General features: G+C 66.8%; 18 protein-coding genes. 14 read left to right on the top strand and 4 right to left on the bottom strand.

Annotated features, from left to right (window positions below):
* Positions 1-72 precede the first annotated feature (72 nt).
* Positions 73-1,431, top strand: a complete 1,359-nt coding sequence (locus ABD912_RS04265; protein ID WP_345149407.1) for a UDP-glucose dehydrogenase family protein — start codon at positions 73-75, stop codon at positions 1,429-1,431.
* 55 nt (positions 1,432-1,486) lie between these two features.
* Positions 1,487-2,959, top strand: coding sequence for a sugar transferase (locus ABD912_RS04270; protein ID WP_345148723.1), 1,473 nt, complete (start codon positions 1,487-1,489; stop codon positions 2,957-2,959).
* On the opposite strand, the gene ABD912_RS04275 is transcribed toward ABD912_RS04270, so the two are convergent.
* A complete protein-coding gene (locus tag ABD912_RS04275; protein ID WP_345148725.1) occupies positions 2,956-4,497 on the bottom strand; it encodes an NAD(P)H-hydrate dehydratase in 1,542 nt (513 codons plus the stop codon). The two genes, ABD912_RS04270 and ABD912_RS04275, sit on opposite strands and share 4 nt — an antisense overlap.
* A gap of 285 nt (positions 4,498-4,782) precedes the next feature.
* On the opposite strand from ABD912_RS04275, the gene ABD912_RS04280 reads away from it, so the two are divergent.
* The gene (locus tag ABD912_RS04280; protein WP_345148726.1) at positions 4,783-5,565 is read left to right on the top strand and encodes an SGNH/GDSL hydrolase family protein; all 783 of its coding nucleotides are present in this window, start codon (positions 4,783-4,785) and stop codon (positions 5,563-5,565) included.
* A 174-nt stretch (positions 5,566-5,739) separates the two neighbouring features.
* Entirely contained in the window at positions 5,740-6,888 is a 1,149-nt protein-coding gene (locus ABD912_RS04285; protein ID WP_345148728.1) for a hypothetical protein, read from the top strand.
* A 369-nt stretch (positions 6,889-7,257) separates the two neighbouring features.
* On the opposite strand, the gene ABD912_RS04290 is transcribed toward ABD912_RS04285, so the two are convergent.
* Entirely contained in the window at positions 7,258-7,608 is a 351-nt protein-coding gene (locus ABD912_RS04290) for a holo-ACP synthase (protein ID WP_345148729.1), read from the bottom strand.
* 97 nt (positions 7,609-7,705) lie between these two features.
* On the opposite strand from ABD912_RS04290, the gene galU reads away from it, so the two are divergent.
* Positions 7,706-8,599, top strand: a complete 894-nt coding sequence (gene galU, locus ABD912_RS04295) for a UTP--glucose-1-phosphate uridylyltransferase GalU (protein ID WP_345148730.1) — start codon at positions 7,706-7,708, stop codon at positions 8,597-8,599.
* 80 nt (positions 8,600-8,679) lie between these two features.
* On the opposite strand, the gene ABD912_RS04300 is transcribed toward galU, so the two are convergent.
* Entirely contained in the window at positions 8,680-9,429 is a 750-nt protein-coding gene (locus tag ABD912_RS04300; protein WP_345148731.1) for an AfsR/SARP family transcriptional regulator, read from the bottom strand.
* 391 nt (positions 9,430-9,820) lie between these two features.
* Between ABD912_RS04300 and ABD912_RS04305 the strand changes: the two genes are divergently transcribed.
* The 8 genes from ABD912_RS04305 to ABD912_RS04340 all read left to right on the top strand — a co-directional run bounded on the left by ABD912_RS04305 (position 9,821) and on the right by ABD912_RS04340 (position 18,881).
* Entirely contained in the window at positions 9,821-11,005 is a 1,185-nt protein-coding gene (locus tag ABD912_RS04305; protein WP_345148732.1) for a caspase family protein, read from the top strand.
* Positions 11,002-12,270 (top strand): hypothetical protein, encoded by a 1,269-nt coding sequence (locus ABD912_RS04310; RefSeq protein ID WP_345148733.1) that lies wholly within the window; start codon positions 11,002-11,004, stop codon positions 12,268-12,270. The genes ABD912_RS04305 and ABD912_RS04310 overlap by 4 nt, the downstream gene beginning before the upstream one ends.
* Position 12,271: 1 nt before the next feature.
* Positions 12,272-13,378: a ComEC/Rec2 family competence protein gene (locus ABD912_RS04315; protein WP_345148734.1), complete on the top strand. Its 1,107-nt coding sequence runs from the start codon at positions 12,272-12,274 to the stop codon at positions 13,376-13,378.
* A 193-nt stretch (positions 13,379-13,571) separates the two neighbouring features.
* Positions 13,572-14,504 carry a M12 family metallopeptidase gene (locus tag ABD912_RS04320; RefSeq protein ID WP_345148736.1) on the top strand — a complete coding sequence of 311 codons (933 nt, stop codon included), beginning with the start codon at positions 13,572-13,574 and terminating at the stop codon, positions 14,502-14,504.
* Between the two features lie 51 nt (positions 14,505-14,555).
* A complete protein-coding gene (locus ABD912_RS04325) occupies positions 14,556-14,861 on the top strand; it encodes a hypothetical protein (RefSeq protein WP_345148738.1) in 306 nt (101 codons plus the stop codon).
* A gap of 216 nt (positions 14,862-15,077) precedes the next feature.
* Complete coding sequence (locus ABD912_RS04330; RefSeq protein WP_345148740.1) at positions 15,078-15,524, top strand: LapA family protein; 447 nt, start codon at positions 15,078-15,080, stop codon at positions 15,522-15,524.
* Between the two features lie 237 nt (positions 15,525-15,761).
* Positions 15,762-18,410: a CHAT domain-containing protein gene (locus ABD912_RS04335; RefSeq protein WP_345148742.1), complete on the top strand. Its 2,649-nt coding sequence runs from the start codon at positions 15,762-15,764 to the stop codon at positions 18,408-18,410.
* A gap of 147 nt (positions 18,411-18,557) precedes the next feature.
* Positions 18,558-18,881: a CU044_2847 family protein gene (locus ABD912_RS04340; protein ID WP_345148745.1), complete on the top strand. Its 324-nt coding sequence runs from the start codon at positions 18,558-18,560 to the stop codon at positions 18,879-18,881.
* 121 nt (positions 18,882-19,002) lie between these two features.
* Here ABD912_RS04340 and glmS read toward each other — a convergent pair whose 3' ends face one another.
* The gene (glmS, locus tag ABD912_RS04345; protein ID WP_345148746.1) at positions 19,003-20,913 is read right to left on the bottom strand and encodes a glutamine--fructose-6-phosphate transaminase (isomerizing); all 1,911 of its coding nucleotides are present in this window, start codon (positions 20,911-20,913) and stop codon (positions 19,003-19,005) included.
* 83 nt (positions 20,914-20,996) lie between these two features.
* Here glmS and coaA point away from each other — a divergent pair, with 83 nt between their 5' ends.
* A complete protein-coding gene (gene coaA, locus ABD912_RS04350; protein WP_345148747.1) occupies positions 20,997-21,956 on the top strand; it encodes a type I pantothenate kinase in 960 nt (319 codons plus the stop codon).
* Positions 21,957-22,015 lie beyond the last annotated feature (59 nt).

Here is a 22,015-nt window from a genome sequence, read left to right on the forward strand (position 1 = left end):
CGTAGGGACGGGAAGATTAGGTCTCGCCCGACACAGTTCGCACTACCATCTGATAGGGGAAGCAACGTGTCATTGCGCATTTCCGTCATCGGAACCGGCTACCTCGGCGCCACCCACGCGGCCTGCATGGCCGAATTGGGCTTCGAGGTACTGGGGCTGGACGTCGACCAGGCCAAGATCGACAGCCTCTCCCGCGGCGAACTCCCGTTCCACGAACCTGGCCTTCCGGAGCTGCTGCTCAAGCACATCGCTTCCGGCCGGCTGCGGTTCACCACCTCCTATGAAGAGGTGGGTGCGTGGGCCGACGTGCACTTCATCGGCGTCGGCACCCCCCAGAAAGCGGGGGACAATGCGGCGGACCTCACATACGTGGATGCTGCGACCCTTTCGCTGGCCCGGAACATCACCAAGGACGCGCTGATCGTCGGCAAGTCCACGGTGCCGGTGGGCACTGCGCGCCGGCTGCAGCAGTTGGTCATCAAAAACAAGAACGATGGCGTCGACGTCGGCTTCGCATGGAACCCCGAGTTCCTGCGCGAGGGCTTCGCGGTACTGGACACGCTGACCCCGGACCGTCTGGTGGTCGGTGTCGAGAACGCGGAGGCCGAGGCAGTCCTGCGCGAGGTCTACGCCACCGCGCTGGCGGCCAACACCCCGTTCATCAGCACCGACTTCGAGACCGCCGAGCTAGTCAAGGTCGCCGCCAACGCGTTCCTAGCCACCAAGATCTCCTTCATCAACGCCTTCTCCGAGGTCACCGAGGCCGTCGGCGGGGACATCGGCACGCTGGCGGATGCTATCGGCCACGACACCCGGATCGGGCGCCGGTTCCTGAACGCCGGCGTCGGTTTCGGCGGAGGCTGCCTGCCCAAGGACATCCGTGCCTTGCAGGCCCGCGTCAGTGAACTCGGGCTGGAGCGCACCATGCGGTTCCTTTCCGAGGTGGACGAGATCAACCTGCGCCGCCGCGACCGCGTGGTCTTCCTCGCCGAGGACATGCTCGGCGAACTGGCGGGGAAGAAGATCGCCGTACTCGGTGTCGCCTTCAAGCCGGACAGCGACGACGTCCGCGACTCCCCCGCCCTGGATGTGGCGGCCCGGCTGTTCAACGCCGGTGCGGACGTGAACGTATACGACCCGCAGGCTAATGCCAACGCCGCTCAGCGGTTCCCGCGGCTGAACTACGTCGGTTCCATTGCCAACGCCGCCCACGACGCGGACCTGGTGATTCTGCTTACCGAATGGGCCGAGTTCAAGAGCCTGTCGCCGACAGACCTTGACGGGATGGTCCGAGGGAAGCGCTTCATCGACGGACGCAACGTGTTGGCTATGGGCGTATGGCAGGACGCCGGGTGGGACATCACCGCACTCGGGCACAAACACCTGGACCACCAGCATTCGGGACTGACGCGGCCGCCGATCAACGGCTAGTCCTACGGACCGCCCCGCACCGGGCAGAGTATTTTCTTTGGGGGAATGAAGCACCTTGCAGACCTTGGAACCAGCCGCCTGGACCAGGCAGGCAACGCCACAGCCATGGCAACAAAGTCTTCCGCGCGCCCTGCGCCTCATCGACGCAGGTGTCATCGCCGTGTCCATGGCACTCGCCCAGATCCTACGTTTTGGCACCGATACCTCCGTCACTCTTAATGGATCGGCAAGACTGAACTATTGGTTAGTAACGGCGCTGATTATTTTTTCCTGGTGGATCATGCTCGAAGCCTGGGGCAGCCGTGACCCCAAGGTCTTCGGGGCCGGCCCCGAGGAGTACAAGCGGGTTGCCGTCGCGTCGCTGTATCTCTTCGGCCTCATCGCGATCGTCTCCTACGCGCTGGAGCTCCCCACCGCCCGCGGCTACGTGGGCGCCGCACTGCCTGCCGGTGTCGTGCTTCTGCTCTTCAGCCGCTGGCTGATCCGGCGCTGGCTGATCCACCAGCGGGAGAACGGTCTGCTCATCCGCCGGCTACTGCTGGTAGGCGGGCCATCAGCCGTGGAGCACCTGCACCGCCACCTCACGGCCACCCCAGCCGCCGGCTATATCCCCGTCGCTGCAGTACTACCGGGCTATGAAGCCTTCTCCCCTACCGGCAACGAGCTCCCTCTTCCGGTAGCCGGCACGGGTAGCGAGACGCAGGATTTGCTACAGGCCATTGAGGAGCATCAGGCGGACGCGATCGCCATTTCCGCCGGATCCGCGCTGAAACCGCGCACCATCCGCCGCCTCGGGTGGGAACTTCAGGAACGGGGGATCAGCATGATCATGGCCCCCGCGCTAACCGACATCGCCGGACCACGTATCCACACCCAGCCGGTGGCGGGGCTTCCGCTGATTCACGTCTCCACCCCGAAGCTCGAGGGTCCCCGCGCGGTGGTGAAGAGGAGCTTCGACATCCTGGGCGCCGGGCTGGTGCTGCTGATACTGTCCCCGCTGCTTCTGGTGGTGGCCGTTGCCGTCAGGCTGGACAGTTCCGGTCCGACATTCTTCCACCAAGAGCGGATCGGTAAGGACGGGGCAGCGTTCCGCATGCACAAGTTCCGCTCCATGGTGGTGGACGCAGAGGCCCGGCTGGCTGCGCTGCGGCAGGCGGACGAGGGTAACGGTGTGCTGTTCAAGATGCGTGAGGATCCTCGCATCACCCGACTCGGGGCCTTCATCCGCCGCTACAGCATTGATGAATTGCCACAGCTGTGGAACGTATTGGTCGGCGAGATGAGCATGGTGGGGCCGCGCCCGCCGCTTCCGGCGGAGGTGGACACTTATGAGAAGTACGTGCACCGCCGACTCATGGTCAAGCCCGGCATCACTGGGCTGTGGCAGGTGAGCGGTCGCTCCGACCTGTCCTGGGAGGAAAGCGTCCGACTGGACCTGTACTACGTGGAGAACTGGTCGCTGATGCAGGACTTGCTGATCCTTCTCCGCACGGCCAAGGCCGTGGTTGCGAAGGACGGGGCCTACTAGGGTCCCGTGAGCTTTGGGCTGGTGCTGCCGCCAGATCCAGTTGGCTGCCCCTGCCGCACCAAGGCCAGCGCCTCCGGCACGGCCTCGGCCAATCCGGAGGCACCGAACGGGCCGGGGCCGGCAAGCCTGCCCGCGGTTCCGTGGATCATTGCCGCGGTCGCCGCCAGGCGGACCAAGTCATGCGGCGCGAGTTGGACCGGCTGCACAGCCAGCAAGGCGCCGATGATCCCGGTCAAGACGTCCCCGCTGCCAGCCGTAGCCAGTTCGGGACCGCCGGCACTGACCACGATCGCATAGCCGTCCGGGGAGACGCACACCGTGGTGGGCCCCTTCAGCAATACCACCGATGAGTAGCCGACCGCAGCCCACCGTGCCCAGCGCAGCGGGTCCCGCTCGATCGCGGTCCGGTCCACGCGCAGCCCAGCCCGGTTGAGTAGGTCCTCGAGTTCCCCGGCGTGGGGGGTGAGGACCAGTCGCCCGTGGCCCTGTTCGGGCTGGAAGGTCCGCAATGCACTGGCGTCTACGACGCACGGCTGGCCGGTGCCGATGGCCTCCGCGGTGTTCTTCGCCTGTAGCGGATCCTCGCCTATGCCGGGCCCCACGGCCCAAGCCTGGACGTGTGCCGTCGTGTCTTGAGCGGGAACGGCTTCGGGTACGCGTTGGGCCAGCAGGGGTCCGACCTCCGGGGCGGAAACGGTGCGCAGCATCCCTAGACCGGTGTTCACGGCCGCAGTGGCCGTGAGCAGCGCCGCCCCGGGGTACTGGGCCGAACCTGCCACCACGCCCAGGACACCGCGGCTGTACTTGTGCACCGACTGCGCGGGCCGCGGTAGCGTGCGGACGGCGTCCTTGGGCTCGAGCAGACGCAGTTCGGGCTTGCCCAGATGCGGACCGAGGCCAATGTCCACGACCTCAACGCGCCCGGCCAGCAGTCGCCCCTCCCCCACAGCCAAGCCCACCTTGAGGGCGCCGAAGGTAACAGTCAGGTCTGCCGGCAAGACGCCGCCGTGTGCCTCGCCGGTATCGGCGTCGACGCCGGAGGGAAGATCGCAGGCCACCACCAGCGTTCCTGGCGAAACTCTCGGCAACTCCACGGCGCCGCGGGCCCCGGTGCCCACCACCGCATCGATGAGCACGTCGGCGCCGGCGATTACCTGGTTGGCTTCGCGCCAGCGATTGACCCTGCTGCGCGGACGGGAACCCACGGGATGGTCGGTGCGGACCAGTTTTCCGCCAGCCTTGCGCAATGCCGCGAGCCCACCGGGATGAGCCTTCTCTCCCGTCAGGATCGCGGTGCAGGCCACCCCACGCTTGGCCATGAGGGCCAGCGCGAAGAGGGCGTCCCCTCCGTTATTGCCGGTCCCCACCAGCGCGGCGGCTGAGCTCCCATACACCCGTCCCCGTTCAGTGCGCAGGAGGTCCATCGTGTGGTGAGCCAATCCAAAGGCGGCCTGCCCCATAAGAGCGGGGCCGCGGCCGGCGTCGAGGAGGGGCTGTTCTGCGGCGCGCACCTGCGAGCCGGTGTAGGCGGGGATCATATGGTCAGGATATCGACTGCGCGGGACCGTTCCACGACCGTCCCATACGGGTCGGGAACTCCGCGCACCCCTCGGCGCCAATCAAAGCCAAGGTGAAACTCCCGCCGGTCGACAAAGGCTGCCGGCGGCCTTGGCGCTGACTCCCGTTCTACCCTTGGAAGGTTCCCGGCCTGCGCCCACCTAGCGCAGCCATGAGGGAAGGGATTCCGGTCCGTGGAAGTGATTACTGCAGCGAACTAACGACCTGCTAATCTGGCTCTGACTTCTGGGGAATGAGGCAGCCATATGGCGGGGACAGTTGTTGTTTGTGGAGATTCACTCGCCACGCGTTTCGGCCTGTTTCACCGGCGGGATTCGTCCGCCTTTCCCCAGCTTCTCAGGAAGGCTCTGGCAGTCCAGGGCTTGAAGGTTGTCTCTCTGGCCAAGGCCGGGCTTATGGTGAGGGACACCCAAGCCCAACTGGACCGTGTTATCAACATGGACCCAGCCGTTGTCATCCTGTTCAATGGTGGTAGGGAAAGCCTGTTGCGCGACTCGCGGCTGCTGAACCTTATCCGAACAGATCCCCGGCGTGTGGCAGCAACGGGTTGGAAGGCTCCCCTTCAGGCGATCAGGCGCTGCATCTACAAAGGCTTTTTGGCATCGGTTCAGGGACCCCGCGGTGACCTTGCCGCAACCTTAATAATGAGTAGTCCCAACCTGCACCATGGCGAATTCCGCGCATCCTTCAATGATGTCCTTGACGCTATCCTAGATCGCACATCTGCCCACGTGATCGCCATTGTTCCCTGTGGGTTAGAAATGAGGATCTACCCGTGGAGCATCCGGAATAACGTCGCGATTCAAGAGACAGTCGCCCGCTCCGCCCAACACAGCGACCGGGTAACCTGCATTGATCTTCGGGATGATCACTACTTATCGCCCGAGAACTTTCAAGGCGACGGCGTTCATTACTCCGAGGCAGGGCACCGAGCTATAGCGGCAGAGTTGGAGCAGAGAGTGACTTCGCTGGATCTCGCAGCCGCAACTCCGGACGAGCCAGTTTCCCAATCTCTGAGCCGGAAGTAGGCATCATCAGACTTGGAGCGTGGGCCGCCACCGCACTTAGGTCTGCTGAAATATCTACCAATCGCCAGAGCGGATCATACTCGCAAGGTAACATCCGGTCATACGTACCGTGACTTGTAAGGGACCGGCGGCCGATAGGATTGGACTGATCGGCTAACTGCAATCGGGGGACTTTTGAGCACCGCTCACATTTACGTTGACGACACGAAGGCGACCGAGGGTATCCGGACCGCCACCATCGAGGTTCCGGACCGGGAGACGCGGACGCTGTTCTTCGAGTCCCACGAGGGGATCCTGTCCGTAGAGGCTGGCGCCGATCCCTTCCTGCTGGGCTCCCTTCTGCTGCTGATGGAGGCAGGGCACGCCGTCCACGTGCACGGAGAAGTCACCCAGCGGCTGCTCAGGAATCTCCATGAGCTTCAGGCGGCGTGGGCCAAGTGGAAGCCGGAAAAGTACGTCTTGGTCGAGATTTCGGCCGATTCGGTGGTTGACCGCAGGCCCTCCAGCACCGCGGCCATCTCTGCGTTCTCCGGTGGGGTTGACGCCTCCTACACCGTGCAAATGAACCTGCGTGGGCGCCCCAACGCCTCGCATGACCTTCGCGCGGTTGTATTTGTCCACGGGTTCGATATCCCTCTGGAGAACGAATCCGACTACCTTGGAGCTCGCGACCGTGGGGAGAAGTTGCTCGCGGGTACCGGCCTGAAGACGCTGGGGCTCCGGACGAACGTCCGTTCCCTCGGCCAGGACTGGGAGGACAGTTTTGGTCTGGCCGTGGCCTCCTGCCTGACCGCCTACCAGGGCGAGTACGGCGTGGGGCTGATCGGTAGCGGCCACGCATATGACGACATAGTCCTCGGCTGGGGGTCATCCCCCGTAACCGACCATCTCTACGGGACCGGGCAGATGGATATCTGGCACGACGGGGCCGGCGCGGCGCGAACCGACAAGATGGCAAGCCTCGCGTCATGGCCCGAGGCACTACAGTACCTGCGCGTGTGCTGGCAGGGTAAGCGGGGCGACCGGAACTGCGGACGATGCGAGAAGTGCGTACGCACCTTCCTGAACTTCAAGGCCGTTGGGGTGGATAGCTTCGAGTGCTTCGAGCAGGTGCCCGATCGCCAAGCGGTCCGTAGACTCCGGGTCGGATCAAGCGCGCAACTGGGTGAACTGAAAAGCATTGCCAGGTATGCGGCACGCCATGGCGTCTCCGGCGAGTGGACCTCCGATCTTGCCTATGCGATCCGGGTCAATTCCCTCCGCGTCGCAGCCAAGCAAAATGCCCTAATTTCGGCGACAGTAAGAGCGGTGCGGCGCAAGTAGAAGGTGCCTCCAGCTCCCGCTGGACTGCGATCAGGATTTTCAAGGAGACAGACTTTCCGAGAATCTGAGCCCATAGCCCCCGATCCGTATACGGGACGAATAAGCCGGCGCCGTCACGGGCCCCTGCGAGTTCGCGAAGGAACAGGCCCTTAGTAAAGGCGGCCCAGCGTGGGAGCAACCGTAAACGCCAGCAGCAGTCATACTGGACCAGATCGAACTGCGCGCGTCGGGCTTCAGCGGCGACGCCACACGTTACCGCCCCAGCCGTGTCTGGTTCCAGCCCGACGAAGCAGCCCACGCGCGGCGATCCTGAAGGCCGCCGCCGGAACCGGCCAAAGCCACCACTTGCCGTAGGGACATGCTTTCCCCCTACCGCTCGGCGACAACCATCGCGGTGGCAAGGTCCCCGTCGTGGCTCAGCGAAAGGTGCCAATAGCGGATGTCCTTTGCGTCAGCCACCGCGGCCACCGTCCCTTCGACCAGGACGTGGGGATCCCCGGCGGCATCGACCACCACCTGGCAGTGGTGCCAGTTCATCCCGGCCGGTGCCCCGAGGGCCTTCGCGACGGCCTCCTTGGCTGCGAAGCGGGCCGCGAGGGAGCGGACGTGTAGCCCCCGTTCCGCTGGCACGAAGAGCCGTTCCCGCAGGGCCGGCGTGCGCGCTAGCTGCTCCTTAAAGCGGGAAACCTGCACCACGTCCACACCAATCCCAACAATCATGGTTCCGATTCTAATGGGGCCATACTTCAACAATCGTCGACATGCCAAACCAAAAAAATTTGGCCATTCGACGCAAAATTTCCCTAAGATCACCTGTATGACAAATATCGGGGTTACGAAAGCGGTCATTCCGGCTGCGGGATTGGGAACGCGCTTCCTGCCGGCAACGAAGGCGATGCCCAAGGAAATGCTGCCCGTTGTCGACGAGCCTGCGATCCAGTACGTCGTCGCCGAAGCCTCCAAAGCCGGCCTGAGCGACGTCCTGATGATCACGGGCCGTTCCAAGCGCGCGCTGGAGGACCACTTCGACCGCCGCCCGACGCTTGAGGCGATGCTGGAGGCCAAGGGGGACACCGAAAAGTTGGAGGCCATCCGCTACGCCGCCTCCCTGGGCGACATCCACTACATCCGCCAGGGCGATCCGCTGGGCCTGGGCCACGCGGTGCTCTGCGCCAAGCGGCACGTGGGCAAGGAACCGTTCGCGGTGCTGCTCGGCGACGATCTCATCGGCCCGCAGGACGACCTGCTCACCGAGATGATCCGCGTCCAGCAGGAAACCGGCGGCTCCGTTATCGCGCTCATGGAGGTGGATCCCGCGGACATCTCCGCCTACGGTTGCGCCGACGTGTCCGTGGTGGAAGGCCAGGACTACGTCCGCGTCCACGGACTGGTGGAGAAGCCGGCCGCCGCGGAGGCCCCTTCCAACCTGGCGGTGATCGGCCGCTACGTGCTGCACCATGAGGTGTTCGAGGTCTTGGAGCAGACCGCGCCCGGCCGCGGCGGCGAGATCCAGCTGACCGACGCACTCCAGACGCTGGCCGTCCAGGAAGGTTCGGGCGGCGTGCACGCCGTCGTCTTCCGCGGCAAGCGCTATGACACCGGCGACAAGCTCTCCTACATCAAGGCCGTGATCGAGCTGGCCTCCGGGCGCCAGGACCTGGGCCCGAAGCTCATCCCGTGGCTGAAGGATTTCGTGGCGACCCTCGACTGAGGCAACCCCGCCCAACGCAGATTGCCCCGCACTTTTTGGAGTGCGGGGCAATCTGCGTTGGACCCAGCTGGAGAGGATGCCTAGCGGTTCTGGCCGGGAGGAAGTCCGGGTCGTCCCCCGATGCCTCCCGAGGCCAAGCCGGCGCTGCCGGTCCGGACCTGTGTCAGCGTGTTCAAGACCTCCGGCGTGGGGCCCACCCCGAGCTCCTCGCCCAGTCGGCGGATGAAGCGACTCAGCCCGGCGGCGGCGACGGCGTGGTTGCCGGCCCCGGCGTGGGCGTGGGCAAGTAGGCAGGCGGCGCGCTCGGAGAGGGGTTCCAGCGCGAGCACCGCCTCGGCCGCCTCAAGCGCATGCAAGGTGTCGTGATGCTGCAACTCGAAGACAGCCATGATCTCAAGGGCCTGGATGCGCCGTTGCAGCAGCTCGTCCTGCTCCGCCAGCAGCCAAGGCTCGTCCCACCCAGGCAACAGGTCGGCGCCGCGCAGGAAGTGGACGAATCCCGGCGGGAGCTCGTTGCTGCGGCAGGGCATCCTCGCAAGATGCTCCCGCAGGTCGTGCAGATCGACCCGCACCGCGTCTGCTAGTCCGAGCCGGTTCCTGGTGGCGACCACCAGCCCGGGGACGGTGCGCGATATGCGGTGGACACTCACCCGAAGGCTGTCCAATGCCCGCGCGTCGGTGGTCTCGGGCCAAAGGAGCCCGGCGACCCGCCGTCGCTCCAAGGGCCCCTGCATGGCCAGCAGCGTGAGCACGCGCTGCTCGCGGAACGCCACTCTGGTCTTTTCCCCGCCTCGGACGAATTGCCAAGAACCAAGGAGGGAGAGGCTCATTTCCTGCACCCCGCCACACCTCCCCCAGTGTCTGGCGGCAGGACAACCCGCCGCGCATGGCCCCCCGTGAGGGCCACCATCCCAGCGTCGCTTCGAGCGGTCAAGATCGCGACGGCCCATTTCCACAACCAATCGAAATATCACAGCCTGTTTTGTCAATTTTTTGTCAATTCGGCGTTCCCGGTAATGCTCGAGTAATGCCGCCGGGTGTATACGGGTGGTTTGGGCCGCATTCTGGGGCAGGCCGGGAACGGGGAAACATGGGCAAGAACATAGTGGTTTGCCTCGCTGGAACAGGGGCCCAAATCGCCGCCCGTGGCAGCAGCAACGTGGTGCGCCTCTTCGAACTGCTCGTTCCCCCGCCATGGCCGACCCAACAGGGTTGATCCACATGGAAGACGCCCCCGCCGGGGGAACCCATGCGCTGGTGGTGGGTGTGGGGCGCTACCCGTTTCTGGCGGGTGGCGAGAAGGAGGTCCCCGAGCACGGGGGCATGGGTCAATTGAGCTCTCCCCCGGTCTCCGCGCGGGCCTTCGCCGACTGGCTGCTCCGCGAGTACGCGTTTGCGGCCCGGCCACGAGCCAGTGTGGCCCTGCTGCTCAGCGAGCCCGGCAGCGACAGCTACACGAACCCGCGGGACGGCGCCATCCACACCGTCCCGCCGGCCACCATCGAGAACCTGGTGGCTGCGGTCAAGGCCTGGCGCGTCCGTGCCGCCGGCTCGGCGCAGAACCGCCTGCTCTTCTACTTCTGCGGGCACGGAATCGCGCACGGAGTGGACATGGCGCTGCTGGCCGAGGACTACAACCCGGCCGACCCGAACAACCCACTAGACGCCGCACTGGACTTCAACGGCCTGCGCCGCGGCTTGCGCTCCAGCCCCGCGGCCGAACAGCTGTTTTTCCTGGATGCCTGCCGCTCCACCGACGCGGTCCTCTCCGACCAGGACGAACATCCCTACGCCGGTCGGGTCCCGCTGCTATACCGGCGCCGACCGGATGACCTGCCCGCCCTGCGCTCGACCCCGTACTTCGCCACGCTCGCCGGCGAGCGCGCCTTCGGCCGCCCGGAACAGGTCAGCCTGTTCACCCAGGCGCTGCTGCGAGGGCTGGCCGGGGCCGGCAGCACCAAGAGCTCCGGCAGCTGGAAGGTAACCACCGCCCAGCTGGCTGCCTCGATCGACGACTTCATGCGCCGCCCGGTGATGGCCGGGACCGCCGCGCTGGCCCAGATCCCCACCGCCAACGAGGTATCCGACTTCGAGGTGCACGAGCTGGCCGGGGATCCCCGGGTTCCGGTGTACGTCAGCTGCCTGCCTCCGGAGGACAGCGTCCTGGCCGACTTCAGTTGCCGGTCCAGGCCCGCCGGCGGCACCGTTCCAGCCGACGCCTCCCCCACGCTGAGCCGGCCGTGCAGTGAGGTCGATGCGGAGCAGGAAGGCGACGGCGAGTGGTACCTGGAGCTGGGGCCCGGCGACTACCACTTCGAGGCCGACCTGCACGACGGCAGGCCGCGGGCCAGGGACTCCTTCGCCTGGCCACCGCACCTAACCGTCCGGTTGGAGGCGGCGCCATGAGCGGCGCGCCTCGCGGCACCGGGCGGCTCGAGGTGCTGATCGGCTCCGACCTATATCCGCAGGCCGACGCCGGCGGTTCCGGGAGCGTCTTCATGGCCGGAACCGTCATCGCGACCTCTGACGGCAGGGAGCGGGAAATCCTCCTGCCGCTCGGCGGGACGGTCGAGGCGAAGTCGCTGGAGCTGGAGCCGGGCAACTACGTGGTTCAGGCAACCCTGCCCTCCGGGCGGGTCATCAGCACCTCCACCGAGGTCACCGCCGGCGGCACCGCCCGGGTCCACCTCGACGCCTCGGGATCCCCGCACGAAACCCACGCCTTCCAGTACGCCATGGGCAACCTGCAAACCTCCGCCGGCTACCAGCGCGCCAACCCGCCCCGGGCCCATGTACCGGGTCCGGAGCTCGACCGCGGCCAGCCCCCACCCCGGGGCCCGGGGACCGTGGGGCACCTCGTTGCGGCCGCCGCTCCGGGCTACGCCGCACTCAACGCCGCACCCGGCGTCCGAGCGCTTGCGGCCTCCGCGGCACTTCCCCTGCCCGGCCTCCCGGTCGGGGACCCTGTGCCCACCGGTGATACCACCACCGAGCTGTACCGCTTCGGGGCGGAGACCGCGGCGGCCCCAGCCGGGCGGCACTACCTGACCATTGGCGCCGAGGGGACGGTCCACCTGGCCACCCTGCCGGTGCCGTGGAACGGGATGGACGGGACAAGCTGCACGGTGGAGGTCATGGTGAACCGCGGCCCGCGGCCGGTAGCCGGACCGGTGACCGTCACCGTGTGGGATGCCCGGCTCGGCGGAGGCCTCGCATACCTGGGCACCGGGGCGTTGAAGCAGGCTGCCACCGTCTTCCGGGACGTCCAAGGGATGTTGCTGGAGAAGGTGGCGAACCCGCTGGCCGCCACTGCCGCCGCGTACGTGCTGGCGGGCACGGAGGACACCGGGATGCGGCAACCGTGGGATCCCTGGCTGGAAAACCTGGCCAACTGGTTCCCGGGGCTTGCCGACGGGTCGATCCTCTGGGCGGCCCGCCGGCTGCGCACCGCCGGCAGTGCGGCCGAGGCCGAGGCCCTGAAACCGCTGCTCGCGGAGGCGTTCGGGCGCGGGCTGCCCGCCTACACGCTCGGGCTCGTTTGGCTGGCCGACTTGCTCGCCGAGTTCCCGGAGGACCCCGGCTGCGTCCGGATGCATCAGCAGGTGCGCCGGCTCTCCTGGCGGGCCGACATGCGCGAACCCTTTGTGGTGCTGAAATTCGAAGGAGAATGAGATGGCGCCAGAGGAGACCGGCCGCGTGCGGCTGGACATGCTGCCCGGCATCGACGGAGACGCGCTGCTGCTCCAGTACACCGTCCCGCCCGGCAGTCCCGGCGCCGGCACCCGGCGGATCCTGATCGACGGTGGCCGCACCGGCTCCTACCCGCTGTTCACACCCCTGCTTGCGGGCCCGGACGGGAGCCGCCCGGCCTTGGACGTGGTGGTGGTTACCCACGTGGACCAGGACCACGTGCTGGGCATCCTCGCCCTCCTCGAGGACCCGGACCGACCGGAGATCCGGGACGTCTGGTTCAACGGCTACGACCACCTGATCGGGGACGGCTTCGAACACTTCGGCCCGCGCGACGGGGAACTGCTCACCGACGCGATCGAACACCAGCAGCTGGGCTGGAACACCGCGTTCGCCCGGCGCAGCGTGCTCGCCGGGCGCAGCGCCGAACCCTTCGGCGACGGCTCGGTGTTCACCGTGCTCTCCCCCGACCGGGACCAGTTGCGCCGGCTGGAACCGGTCTGGGTGAAGGAGTGCGCCCGGCACGGACTGATCCCCGGCACCGACCCGGTGCCACCGGCGCCGTCCGGCTTCGAGTCCTTCGGGAGCCCGGACATCGAGGCGCTCGCCGCCACCCCGTTCAGCCCCGATTCCTCGCGCACCAACGCCACCAGCATCGGCTTCCTCTTCGAGTACGCCAGGGTGCGCCTGGTCTTCACCGGCGATGGGAGCGATGCCCGGCTGGCGGCCTCGCTGCGCCCGCTGGCCGAGGCAGCCGGTGGGCGGCTGCGCATCGACGCGCTGAAGGTCTCCCACCACGGCAGCGCCGCCAACCTCTCCCGGGAGCTGCTTGAGCTTCTTGACTGCCCCCGCTATCTCATCTCCACCAGCGGGGCCCGGCACCACCATCCGGACGCCGCCGCGATCGCCCGAATCCTCAAGTACGGCGGCGAACACAAGGAGCTGGTATTCAACTACGCCGAGCGGGCCGCGGCATGGGACGTGGCCGAGTGGCGCCAGCTCTATGGCTACACCGTGCGCGGCCCCGACCCGGGCGCGGACGGGTTCACCGCCCTGCACTTCCCCACCGCCGGTACCGCCGATGGGTGAAACCGGATCCGGTCCGGGCGCAGCACGGTAATGCTCGGGTAATGCGAACCTCGATATCTTGCTGGTGGCAATTCCCTACATGTCACTCAGTCCTGTGTGGCCCTGAACGCACCGGCAAGAGCAGAGACAACAGAAATGGCTCCCATCCACCATGGGCAAGTTGAATGGGAGCAGGCGAGGAAGCTGAAATCCGATGACAACGCTCGATAAAGAGACCCAGGATTCGTTGCTCGAGATTCTCCGGCTAGCCGGGAAGATCACCGAAGTCACGGACTACTCGGAAGACGGCCAGACCGACGAGAATGCCGGCTGCCGGATCATGCCCCTGCCGCCTCGGCTGTGGGAAAAGGCAGCCCGGGTGGCCGTGCGGACCAATCCGGTCAACTCCCCACAGCTGGAACTGCCCGGCGTCGACGCGCCTGCGCGGGCCACCCTCTTCGTCAGCAAGTATTGGGGACCCCAGCCGAAGCAGTTGTCGGTGAGCTTTCTGGAGACCACACCGGCGGACCTGCGGGCCCGCATCGTCAGCCACCTGAACGCTTGGAATGAGTCGGCGGGCATCTCATTCACCGAGACCGCGGGGACCGGCGATGTCCGCATCTCCCGGGGCCCGGGGGGCTACTACTCCTATCTCGGAACCGACATCCAGCTCATACCTCAGAACCGGCAGACGATGAACCTGCAGGGTTTCACCATGAACACCCCGGAACGCGAATTCCGGCGGGTCATCCGCCACGAGGCCGGGCACACGCTCGGGTTCCCGCACGAACACATGCGGCAAGCCCTGGTGGCCCGCATCGATCCGGCGAAGGCCTATCCCTACTTCCTCCGGACCCAGGGCTGGACCCAGGAGATGGTCGACCAGCAGGTGCTGACCCCGCTGGGGGCCAGCTCGATCATCGGCACGGAACCGGACCAGGATTCCATCATGTGCTACCAGCTGCCCGGCGACATCACCCATGACGGACAGCCGATCGTCGGAGGCCTCGACATCAACGAGACCGATGCCGCGTTCGCCGGGTTGATCTATCCCAAGGTCCTTCACGAGGCAGCAACCCCCCGGGGGGTGCAAGCCGCGTCGCCGTCCAACGATTGGGACCCGTCCGAGGACCGGACCGACGTCTAGGGTTGCATCCATGACGGAACACACGACCTCCGACCATCAAGGACCCGCAGGGTGAGCCGGCTGATCGACATCCAGCCTGGATTGCAGGACCTGCCCGAGGAGTTGGTGGTCGGGGTCGGTGACGTGCTCCGCTTCTCCGCCACGGGGGGCCATCTCAGGGAGGGAACGGCCGTCGAACTCATAGGGATACTGACCGACGCCGTGCTGGGCACCGACGGTCGGGTGCTCAGCCCCATGGGGCCTCCCGGCACCGTCCTCTTCCACGCCACCGCCCCGGGGCGGGCAGTGATCGACGTGGCGACCGGGGACCCATGGCAGCAGTCCACCACGTGGAGCCTGAACATCCGGGTGGAGTAGCCAGGGGCCTCGGCCGGGCAGGCTGGCGTTGAAGGGCGGCCTGGACCTGGAGATCGGCGACGCTCCCTTGGAGGCTGAACTGCGCCGCCGTCATTGCGGACAGCTGCTCGCTGACCATCGGGGGACGGCGGTGCCGAATCGGGGGCGACCTCGGGAGCATCCCGTGAGACGATCGGTCCCATGCGGGCCCTCCCGGGCCCCAAAAGGAGAGCGCCCATGACTTCGGAGAATCCTTCACCGAGCGTTGGTCCGGGTCCTGCCGGTGCGCAGCCCGAGCCGTCCCAGACGCCCGTTCCGGTATCCAACACCGATGCCGTGGGCTCCGCCCCCGCGGAACGCTCCAGCGGATCCTTGGGAAGGCCGGCAACCGGGCAGCCCACCCCGGCACCGACACCGGAGCACGCGTCCCGCACCGCCATGGCGTGGGGAGTGACCATCCTGGGGTTGGTGCTGCTGGTCCTGCTGATCGTCTTCATCGCACAGAACCAAGTCATGGTGCCGCTGAAGTACTTCGGCTTCGATGGCACCGTCAACCTGGGGCTGGCCCTGCTGGTAGCCGCCGTGACAGGAGGGTTCGTGGTCGCGGCGGTGGGCGGCGCCCGCATCCTGAAGCTGCGCGGACAAGCCCGCGGGACCGGCGGGAGAACCCGCCGACCCCGCTGAACGTCCGGCCCGCGTTAGGCGCGGGTCGCGGCGCAAGGCACCGAGGCCAGATCGCGGATCCGGGTTCTTGTAGTCCGTGGTTCCGTGCGCCACCCTGAAGGTGTGTTCGGATCCGGCCCGCCGGAGACATGACTTCGGAAAGGATTAGCATCCAAGGATCCATTGGTCGGGAAGGCCGCGGTGGATAGTGACATTGAGCTCGAGATCGGTTCCGGACAGGGTGGATACACTGTCCGGGTGATCCATGCCCCGGCGGGCGGCGAAACGTCCGGCACGTTCCAGTTGGACGTGGAGGCGGTGCTGGGAAGGCTCGCCGAACTGGAAGCGACGGTTCTGGCCTCGGCCATACCGGCGCGCCGAACAATACCGGCAGGCGAAAAACCCCTGCACGAAGTGGGGCAGCAACTGTTCCAGGCGCTGTTTACCGGCCAGGTGGAGGACACGTACCGGGCCAGCCTGGGGGTAATCCACGACCGAAGTCAGCGACTGCGGGTGGTGCTTAGGCTGGCAGCCCCTAAAGTGGCGGCTCTGCCGTGGGAGATGCTGTTTGACCCGGCAACGGAATCCTACCTCTGCCATGACTTGCCGCTGCTGCGGCGCATCCCCGCCGCCGACTACAACCTCCGCCCCCTTGAGGTTACTCCGCCACTGCGGATCCTGGGCATTGTCGCCGCGCCTCACGACTTGCCCGGGCTGGATACGGACGCGGAAAGGCAGCACCTTGACCAAGCTCTGGCAAAACCGGTCGCTGACGGATTGATCGAGTTGGTCTGGGCGCCGCGGGCGACTTGGGACGGCATCCAGACGACGCTGATGGACGGACCTTGGCACGTGCTGCACTTCATCGGTCACGGAGACTACGACGTCAACCGGCAGGAGGGCCGGATCGCTCTGGAATCAGACACCGGCCGTGCCGACAGGGTGGAGTCCTCCCGGCTAATGTACCTGCTCCACGAAGCCGAACCTACGCCCCGGCTGGTGGTGCTGAATTCCTGCTCCTCCGGGGAGGCCGGAACGGAAGACCTGTTCTCCGGGACTGCTGCTGCCCTGGTTCGCGGCGGGATCAGCGCCGTGGCCGCGATGCAGTTCACCGTCAGCGACCGTGCCGCAATCGCCTTCGCTCGCGGATTTTACGCCGCAATCGCGCATGGCCGCGACGTTGACAGGGCGGCTGGCAGCGGGCGCAGATCGATTCTGGGCCTAGGCACCCTGGAGTGGGTGACACCGGTACTGTATGTGCGCGGAGGCTCCACCCAACTGTTCACTCTCACCGGGCGCCCCGTTTCCCTCGGACTTGAAATCCAGCCCCCAGTGGCGCTCCCGGCGCGGCGGCAGGCGGCTCAACTGAGGGCTCTCTATCTCCATGCGCGCGCCGAACTGCGAACGAAACACTACGGGCAGGCCATTGAACTACTCGACGACCTGCTAACCCTGGAACCTGGATACAGTGACGCAGCGGAGCTGCGGAAAACCGCCGCGGTTCGTCAGGAAATGGCCGAAACCTACCGCGCTGCCCGGGAGGCGGAGGACGCTGGGGACTGGGAGGCTGCGGTCCACGGTTACGCGCTGGTCCGGGACGACCCCGACTTCGCGGACGCCGCCGCCCGCCGGGAAGCCTGTGCGGTACGCCAGCGGGCCACCGACCTGGAGGACGAACTGCGTCTCCACGCCGGCGCCGGGAACTGGCATGCGGTCCTTGAGGTGGCAGCCGAGCTGCAGGCCGTTGATCCGGAGGCTGTGGACCCGGACGGGCTCGCCGCCCGCGCCAGACTGGAGGTCCTTTACACAGGGGCCCGTCAAGCCGAAGAGGCGGGCGATCGGGACGCCGCCGGCCGCGCCTACGCAGAGATTCTCACCGCAGATCCGACCTTCCGTGACACCGCGGTGCGGCATGACACCCTCCGGAGTAGCGCTCAGGAGTCCAGCGACAGTGCCCAGTCCAGTAAACCCACCCGGTCCAAAGCCCGCGAGCGCAGGTCCTCGATTAGCGGCACGGGTATGGCTTCCGGCACCCAAGCGTTACGGGTGCGCCATGACAATCCAATTATTGCGGTGGCTTTCAGTCGGGACGGGACACGTTTGGCCACTGGCAGCAACGACAGTACTGCCCGGATTTGGGACGCCACCAAAGGAAAGGAGCTGATGCGGGTTCACCACGCCAGTGCGGTTCTCGCAGTGACGTTCGGTCCGGATAGGACTATCTTGGCCACCGGCAGCGGGGACTACACCGCCTGCATCTGGGATGCGATCAAAGGGAAGGAACTGAGGCGGGTGCGCTCAGACGGTTGGATCAAGGCGGTGGACCTGGGCCCGAACGGGGACCGCCTCGCCGCCGGTAGCCGGGACAAGACCGCCCGGATCTGGGACGCCGCCACCGGCCAGGAACTATTGCGGGTCCGCCACGACGGAGTGGTTAATGCGGTGGCGTTCAGCATGAGCGGGACCCGGCTGGCCACCGGCAGCGGTGACAAGACCGCCCGGATCTGGGACGCCGCCACCGGTCAGAAGCTGATGCAGGTCCACCACGGCGGATCGGTTCTCGCGGTGGCGTTCAGCCCGGATGGGACCCTGCTTGCGACCGGCAGCGACGACGGAAGCGCCCGGATCTCGGACGCCGCCACCGGTCAGAAGCTGATGCAGGTCCACCACGACGGCTTTGTCTATGCGGTGGCGTTCAGCCCGGACGGGACTCTGCTGGCCTCCGGCAGCGGTGACAGGACCGCCCGGATCTGGGATGCCACAACGGGTCAGGAGTTGATGCGGGTCCGCCACGAGGGGGCGGTCAACTCAGTGGCGTTCAGCATGAACGGAAGCCGCTTGGCCACGGCCAGCGACGACAAGACCGCCCGGATCTGGAAAGGGGCAGTGCTCAAACCTCCGGCGTAAGGTCGTGCGCCCTTGGTACAGGACTGCATGCAAGGAAGGGGAATCATCAGGTAGGAACCCCGCGGGGGACGCGGAAGCTGGCCGGCAAACACACCGACCTGCGCTAAGCGAAAGCGATCTCGGGGGGCGAACAGGAAGGTACCGATGATGAGGGAACTGGTCGAATTCCGCTCCGCCGATGGCGGAACCGTGCTGGTTGAGGTCGAGGAAGGCCCGGGCGTGGTGACACGCGGAGGCGGCCGCGGAGAAGTTTTCAAACAGGCGCAGCAGACCTTCGAGGAAGCCGTAAGCCGCATCCAGCCGGCCGTACAGGGGGTCATCAACCAGATGCTGTCCCTGACCCACCGGCCGGACGAGGTATGCGTCGAATTCGGCCTGGACCTGCACGCCCAGGCCGGGGCCTTCATCGCCGCTGCCGGAGCCACGGCCAACTTCACCGTCACCCTCACGTGGCGGGCCGCCCCCACATAGAAACGGACCGTCCCTGCGGCGCAAGTTCCGCCAGCGAAGCCTTTGCATCGGCAGCATCCCGGAAAAGGCGCGGCGCCGGCATCCGTCGGGGATGCCGGCGCCGCGCCGCACGATGTTGCGGTTATTCGACCGTGACCGACTTCGCCAGGTTGCGCGGCTGGTCGACGTCGTAGCCCTTGGCCGTGGCCAGCTCGCAGGCGAAGATCTGCAGCGGCACGGTGGCCAGCAGCGGCATCAGCAGGGTCGGGGTCTCCGGGACGTAGAAGACGAACTCGGCGTAGTCGCGTACGGCCTCGTCCCCCTCCTCGGCCACGACCAGGGTCTTCGCGCCGCGGGCGCGCACCTCCTGGATGTTGGAGACCACCTTGGAGTGCAGCGAGTGGCGCCCGCGCGGGGAGGGCACCACGACGAAGACCGGCTGGCCGTCGTCGATCAGGGCGATCGGGCCGTGCTTGAGCTCGCCGGCGGCGAAGCCCTCGGCGTGGATGTAGGCGATCTCCTTGAGCTTGAGCGCGCCCTCCATGGCCACCGGGTAGCCGACGTGGCGGCCCAGGAACAGCACCGACTCCGCGTCCTCCATGGAGCGGGCCAGTTCCTTGATCTGGTCCGCGCGATCCAGCACGTCCTGGACCTTCGCCGGGATCTTGCCCAGGTCCGCCAGGATGTCCTTGATCTGGCCGCTGAACAGGTTCCCGCGCAGCTGCGCCAGGTACAGGCCCAGCAGGTAGGTGGCGGTGATCTGCGCCAGGAACGCCTTGGTGGAGGCGACCGCGATCTCCGGGCCGGCGTGGGTGTAGAGCACGGCGTCGGATTCGCGCGGGATGGTGGACCCGTTGGTGTTGCAGATGGAGAGGGTCTTGGCGCCCTGTTCCTTCGCGTAGCGAACGGCCATCAGGGTGTCCATGGTCTCCCCGGACTGGGAGATGGACACCACCAGGGTGCCCGCGTCCACGATCGGGTCGCGGTAGCGGAACTCGTGGCTCAGCTCCACCTCCACCGGGATGCGGCACCAGTGCTCGATCGCGTACTTGGCGACCTGGCCCGCGTAGGCGGAGGTGCCGCAGGCGAGCACGATGATCTTGCTGACCTGCGCCAGTTCCTCGGGGTCGATGCGCAGTTCGTCCAGGGTCAGCTTCCCGGCGGCGTCGGCACGGCCCAGCAGGGTGTCAGCGACCGCGGAGGGCTGGTCGTTGATCTCCTTCTCCATGAAGGACGGGTAGCCGCCCTTCTCCGCCGCGGCGGCGTCCCAGTCCACGGTGAATTCGCGGCCCTGGACCGGCTTGCCGCGGAAGTCGGTGATCGCGTGGGTCTCGGGGGTGATGGTGACGATCTGGTCCTGGCCCAGTTCCACCGCGCGGCGGGTGAAGTCGATGAACCCGGAGACGTCCGAGCCAAGGAAGTTCTCCCCCTCTCCCAGGCCCAGAACCAGCGGTGAGTTGCGGCGGGCGGCGACGACGACGCCGGGCAGGTCCGCGTGCACGGCCAGCAGCGTGAAGGCGCCCTCCAGGCGCTGGCAGGCCCGCCGCATCGCCTGGGTGAGCAGGTCGGCACCGTTGGCCGCGTCGCCGCCGGCCTTGCCGGCGTCCTGCAGGCCGCGGTAGATGTCCCCCAGCAGCGCGGCGGCAACCTCGGTGTCCGTCTCCGAACGGAACGTGATGCCCTTGGAGCGCAGTTCCTTCTTGAGCTCGGCGAAATTCTCGATGATGCCGTTGTGGATCAGGGCCAGTTGGTCACCGTCCGCCAGGTGCGGGTGAGCGTTCCCGTCGGTCGGGCCGCCGTGGGTGGCCCAGCGGGTGTGGCCGATGCCGGTCAGGGACGCGGGCAGCGGATTATCGTCCAGCTCGGTGACGAGGTTGGCGAGCTTGCCCGCCTTCTTGCGCACGTCCACCGCCTCGGAGGAAACGACGGCGACGCCCGCGGAGTCGTAGCCGCGGTATTCGAGACGGCGCAAACCCTCGAGGACGACTTCGAGGGCACCATGGGTACCGGAGGTCTTGGTCGGGAGGCCAACGTAGCCAACAATTCCACACATGCCCTCAAGGTTACCCCGTGACGCGTTCCAAAATCGGGTTCATCAATTGGGATTCGACTCTTCCGCTTGGCAGAATGCCGTAAGTGAATGGACAGAGGGTTACCGAGACGGGAGCCACGCCTTACGTTGAGCTTGACCGCCAAACGTGGGCACGGCTTTCCAACCAGATCGAGCAGCCCCTGGACCAGGAGGACCTCGAACGGCTCTCCGGCTTGGGCGAACAGCTGGACCTTGACGAGATTCGCGAGGTGTATCTGCCCCTCTCCCGCCTCCTGAACCTCTACGTGCAGGGTGCCGTGCACCTGCACCAGGCGACCAACACCTTCCTGGGCGAACAGACCCGCCGGACACCTTTTGTGATTGGTGTCGCAGGATCCGTGGCGGTCGGCAAATCCACCACCGCGCGCGTGCTCCAAGAGATGCTGCGCCGGTGGCCGGACACCCCGAACGTCGAACTGGTCACCACTGACGGGTTCCTCTACCCCAACGAGATCCTGGAACGCCGCGGGCTGATGCACCGCAAGGGCTTTCCCGAGTCCTACGACCGCCGCGCGCTGCTGCGCTTCGTCTCCGAGGTGAAGTCCGGCGCCGAGGAGGTGCGCGCGCCCTGGTACTCGCACCTGACGTACGACATCGTCCCCGACCGCGAAGTGGTGGTTCGCCGCCCGGACGTGCTGATCGTGGAGGGCCTGAACGTGCTGGCCCCCGCCCGGGTGCGCTCCGACGGCACCACCGGACTGGCGCTGAGCGACTACTTCGACTTCTCCGTCTACGTGGACGCCCGCACCCAGGATATCGAGGAGTGGTACATCAGCCGCTTCATGCGCCTGCGCTCCGGCGCGTTCGCCGACCCGGCCTCCTACTTCCACCGCTACGCGCTGCTCTCCGACGCGGAGGCCCGCGACACCGCGCGCGGCATCTGGAAGAGCATCAACGAGCCCAACCTGCGCGAAAACGTGCTGCCCACCCGCGGTCGCGCGCAGCTGGTCCTGACCAAGGACGCGGACCACACCATCCGCCGCATGCTGCTACGCAAGATCTGACCCGCTCGACGCCTGCCGGTTGCCGCCGGCCGTTTTCTCCTTTGCCTGCCGGGATTCAT

Source organism: Arthrobacter ginkgonis, from assembly GCF_039540195.1.
GTDB classification, from domain to species: domain Bacteria; phylum Actinomycetota; class Actinomycetes; order Actinomycetales; family Micrococcaceae; genus Zafaria; species Zafaria ginkgonis.

Coding starts and splice junctions, on each gene's coding strand:
- ABD912_RS04275 (WP_345148725.1), bottom strand. CDS start 4,497: ATGATCCCCGCCTACACCGGCTCGCAGGTGCGCGCCGCAGAACAGCCC.
- ABD912_RS04280 (WP_345148726.1), top strand. CDS start 4,783: ATGGCGGGGACAGTTGTTGTTTGTGGAGATTCACTCGCCACGCGTTTC.
- ABD912_RS04290 (WP_345148729.1), bottom strand. CDS start 7,608: ATGATTGTTGGGATTGGTGTGGACGTGGTGCAGGTTTCCCGCTTTAAG.
- galU (WP_345148730.1), top strand. CDS start 7,706: ATGACAAATATCGGGGTTACGAAAGCGGTCATTCCGGCTGCGGGATTG.
- ABD912_RS04300 (WP_345148731.1), bottom strand. CDS start 9,429: ATGAGCCTCTCCCTCCTTGGTTCTTGGCAATTCGTCCGAGGCGGGGAA.
- ABD912_RS04305 (WP_345148732.1), top strand. CDS start 9,821: ATGGAAGACGCCCCCGCCGGGGGAACCCATGCGCTGGTGGTGGGTGTG.
- ABD912_RS04310 (WP_345148733.1), top strand. CDS start 11,002: ATGAGCGGCGCGCCTCGCGGCACCGGGCGGCTCGAGGTGCTGATCGGC.
- ABD912_RS04315 (WP_345148734.1), top strand. CDS start 12,272: ATGGCGCCAGAGGAGACCGGCCGCGTGCGGCTGGACATGCTGCCCGGC.
- ABD912_RS04320 (WP_345148736.1), top strand. CDS start 13,572: ATGACAACGCTCGATAAAGAGACCCAGGATTCGTTGCTCGAGATTCTC.
- ABD912_RS04330 (WP_345148740.1), top strand. CDS start 15,078: ATGACTTCGGAGAATCCTTCACCGAGCGTTGGTCCGGGTCCTGCCGGT.
- ABD912_RS04340 (WP_345148745.1), top strand. CDS start 18,558: ATGAGGGAACTGGTCGAATTCCGCTCCGCCGATGGCGGAACCGTGCTG.
- glmS (WP_345148746.1), bottom strand. CDS start 20,913: ATGTGTGGAATTGTTGGCTACGTTGGCCTCCCGACCAAGACCTCCGGT.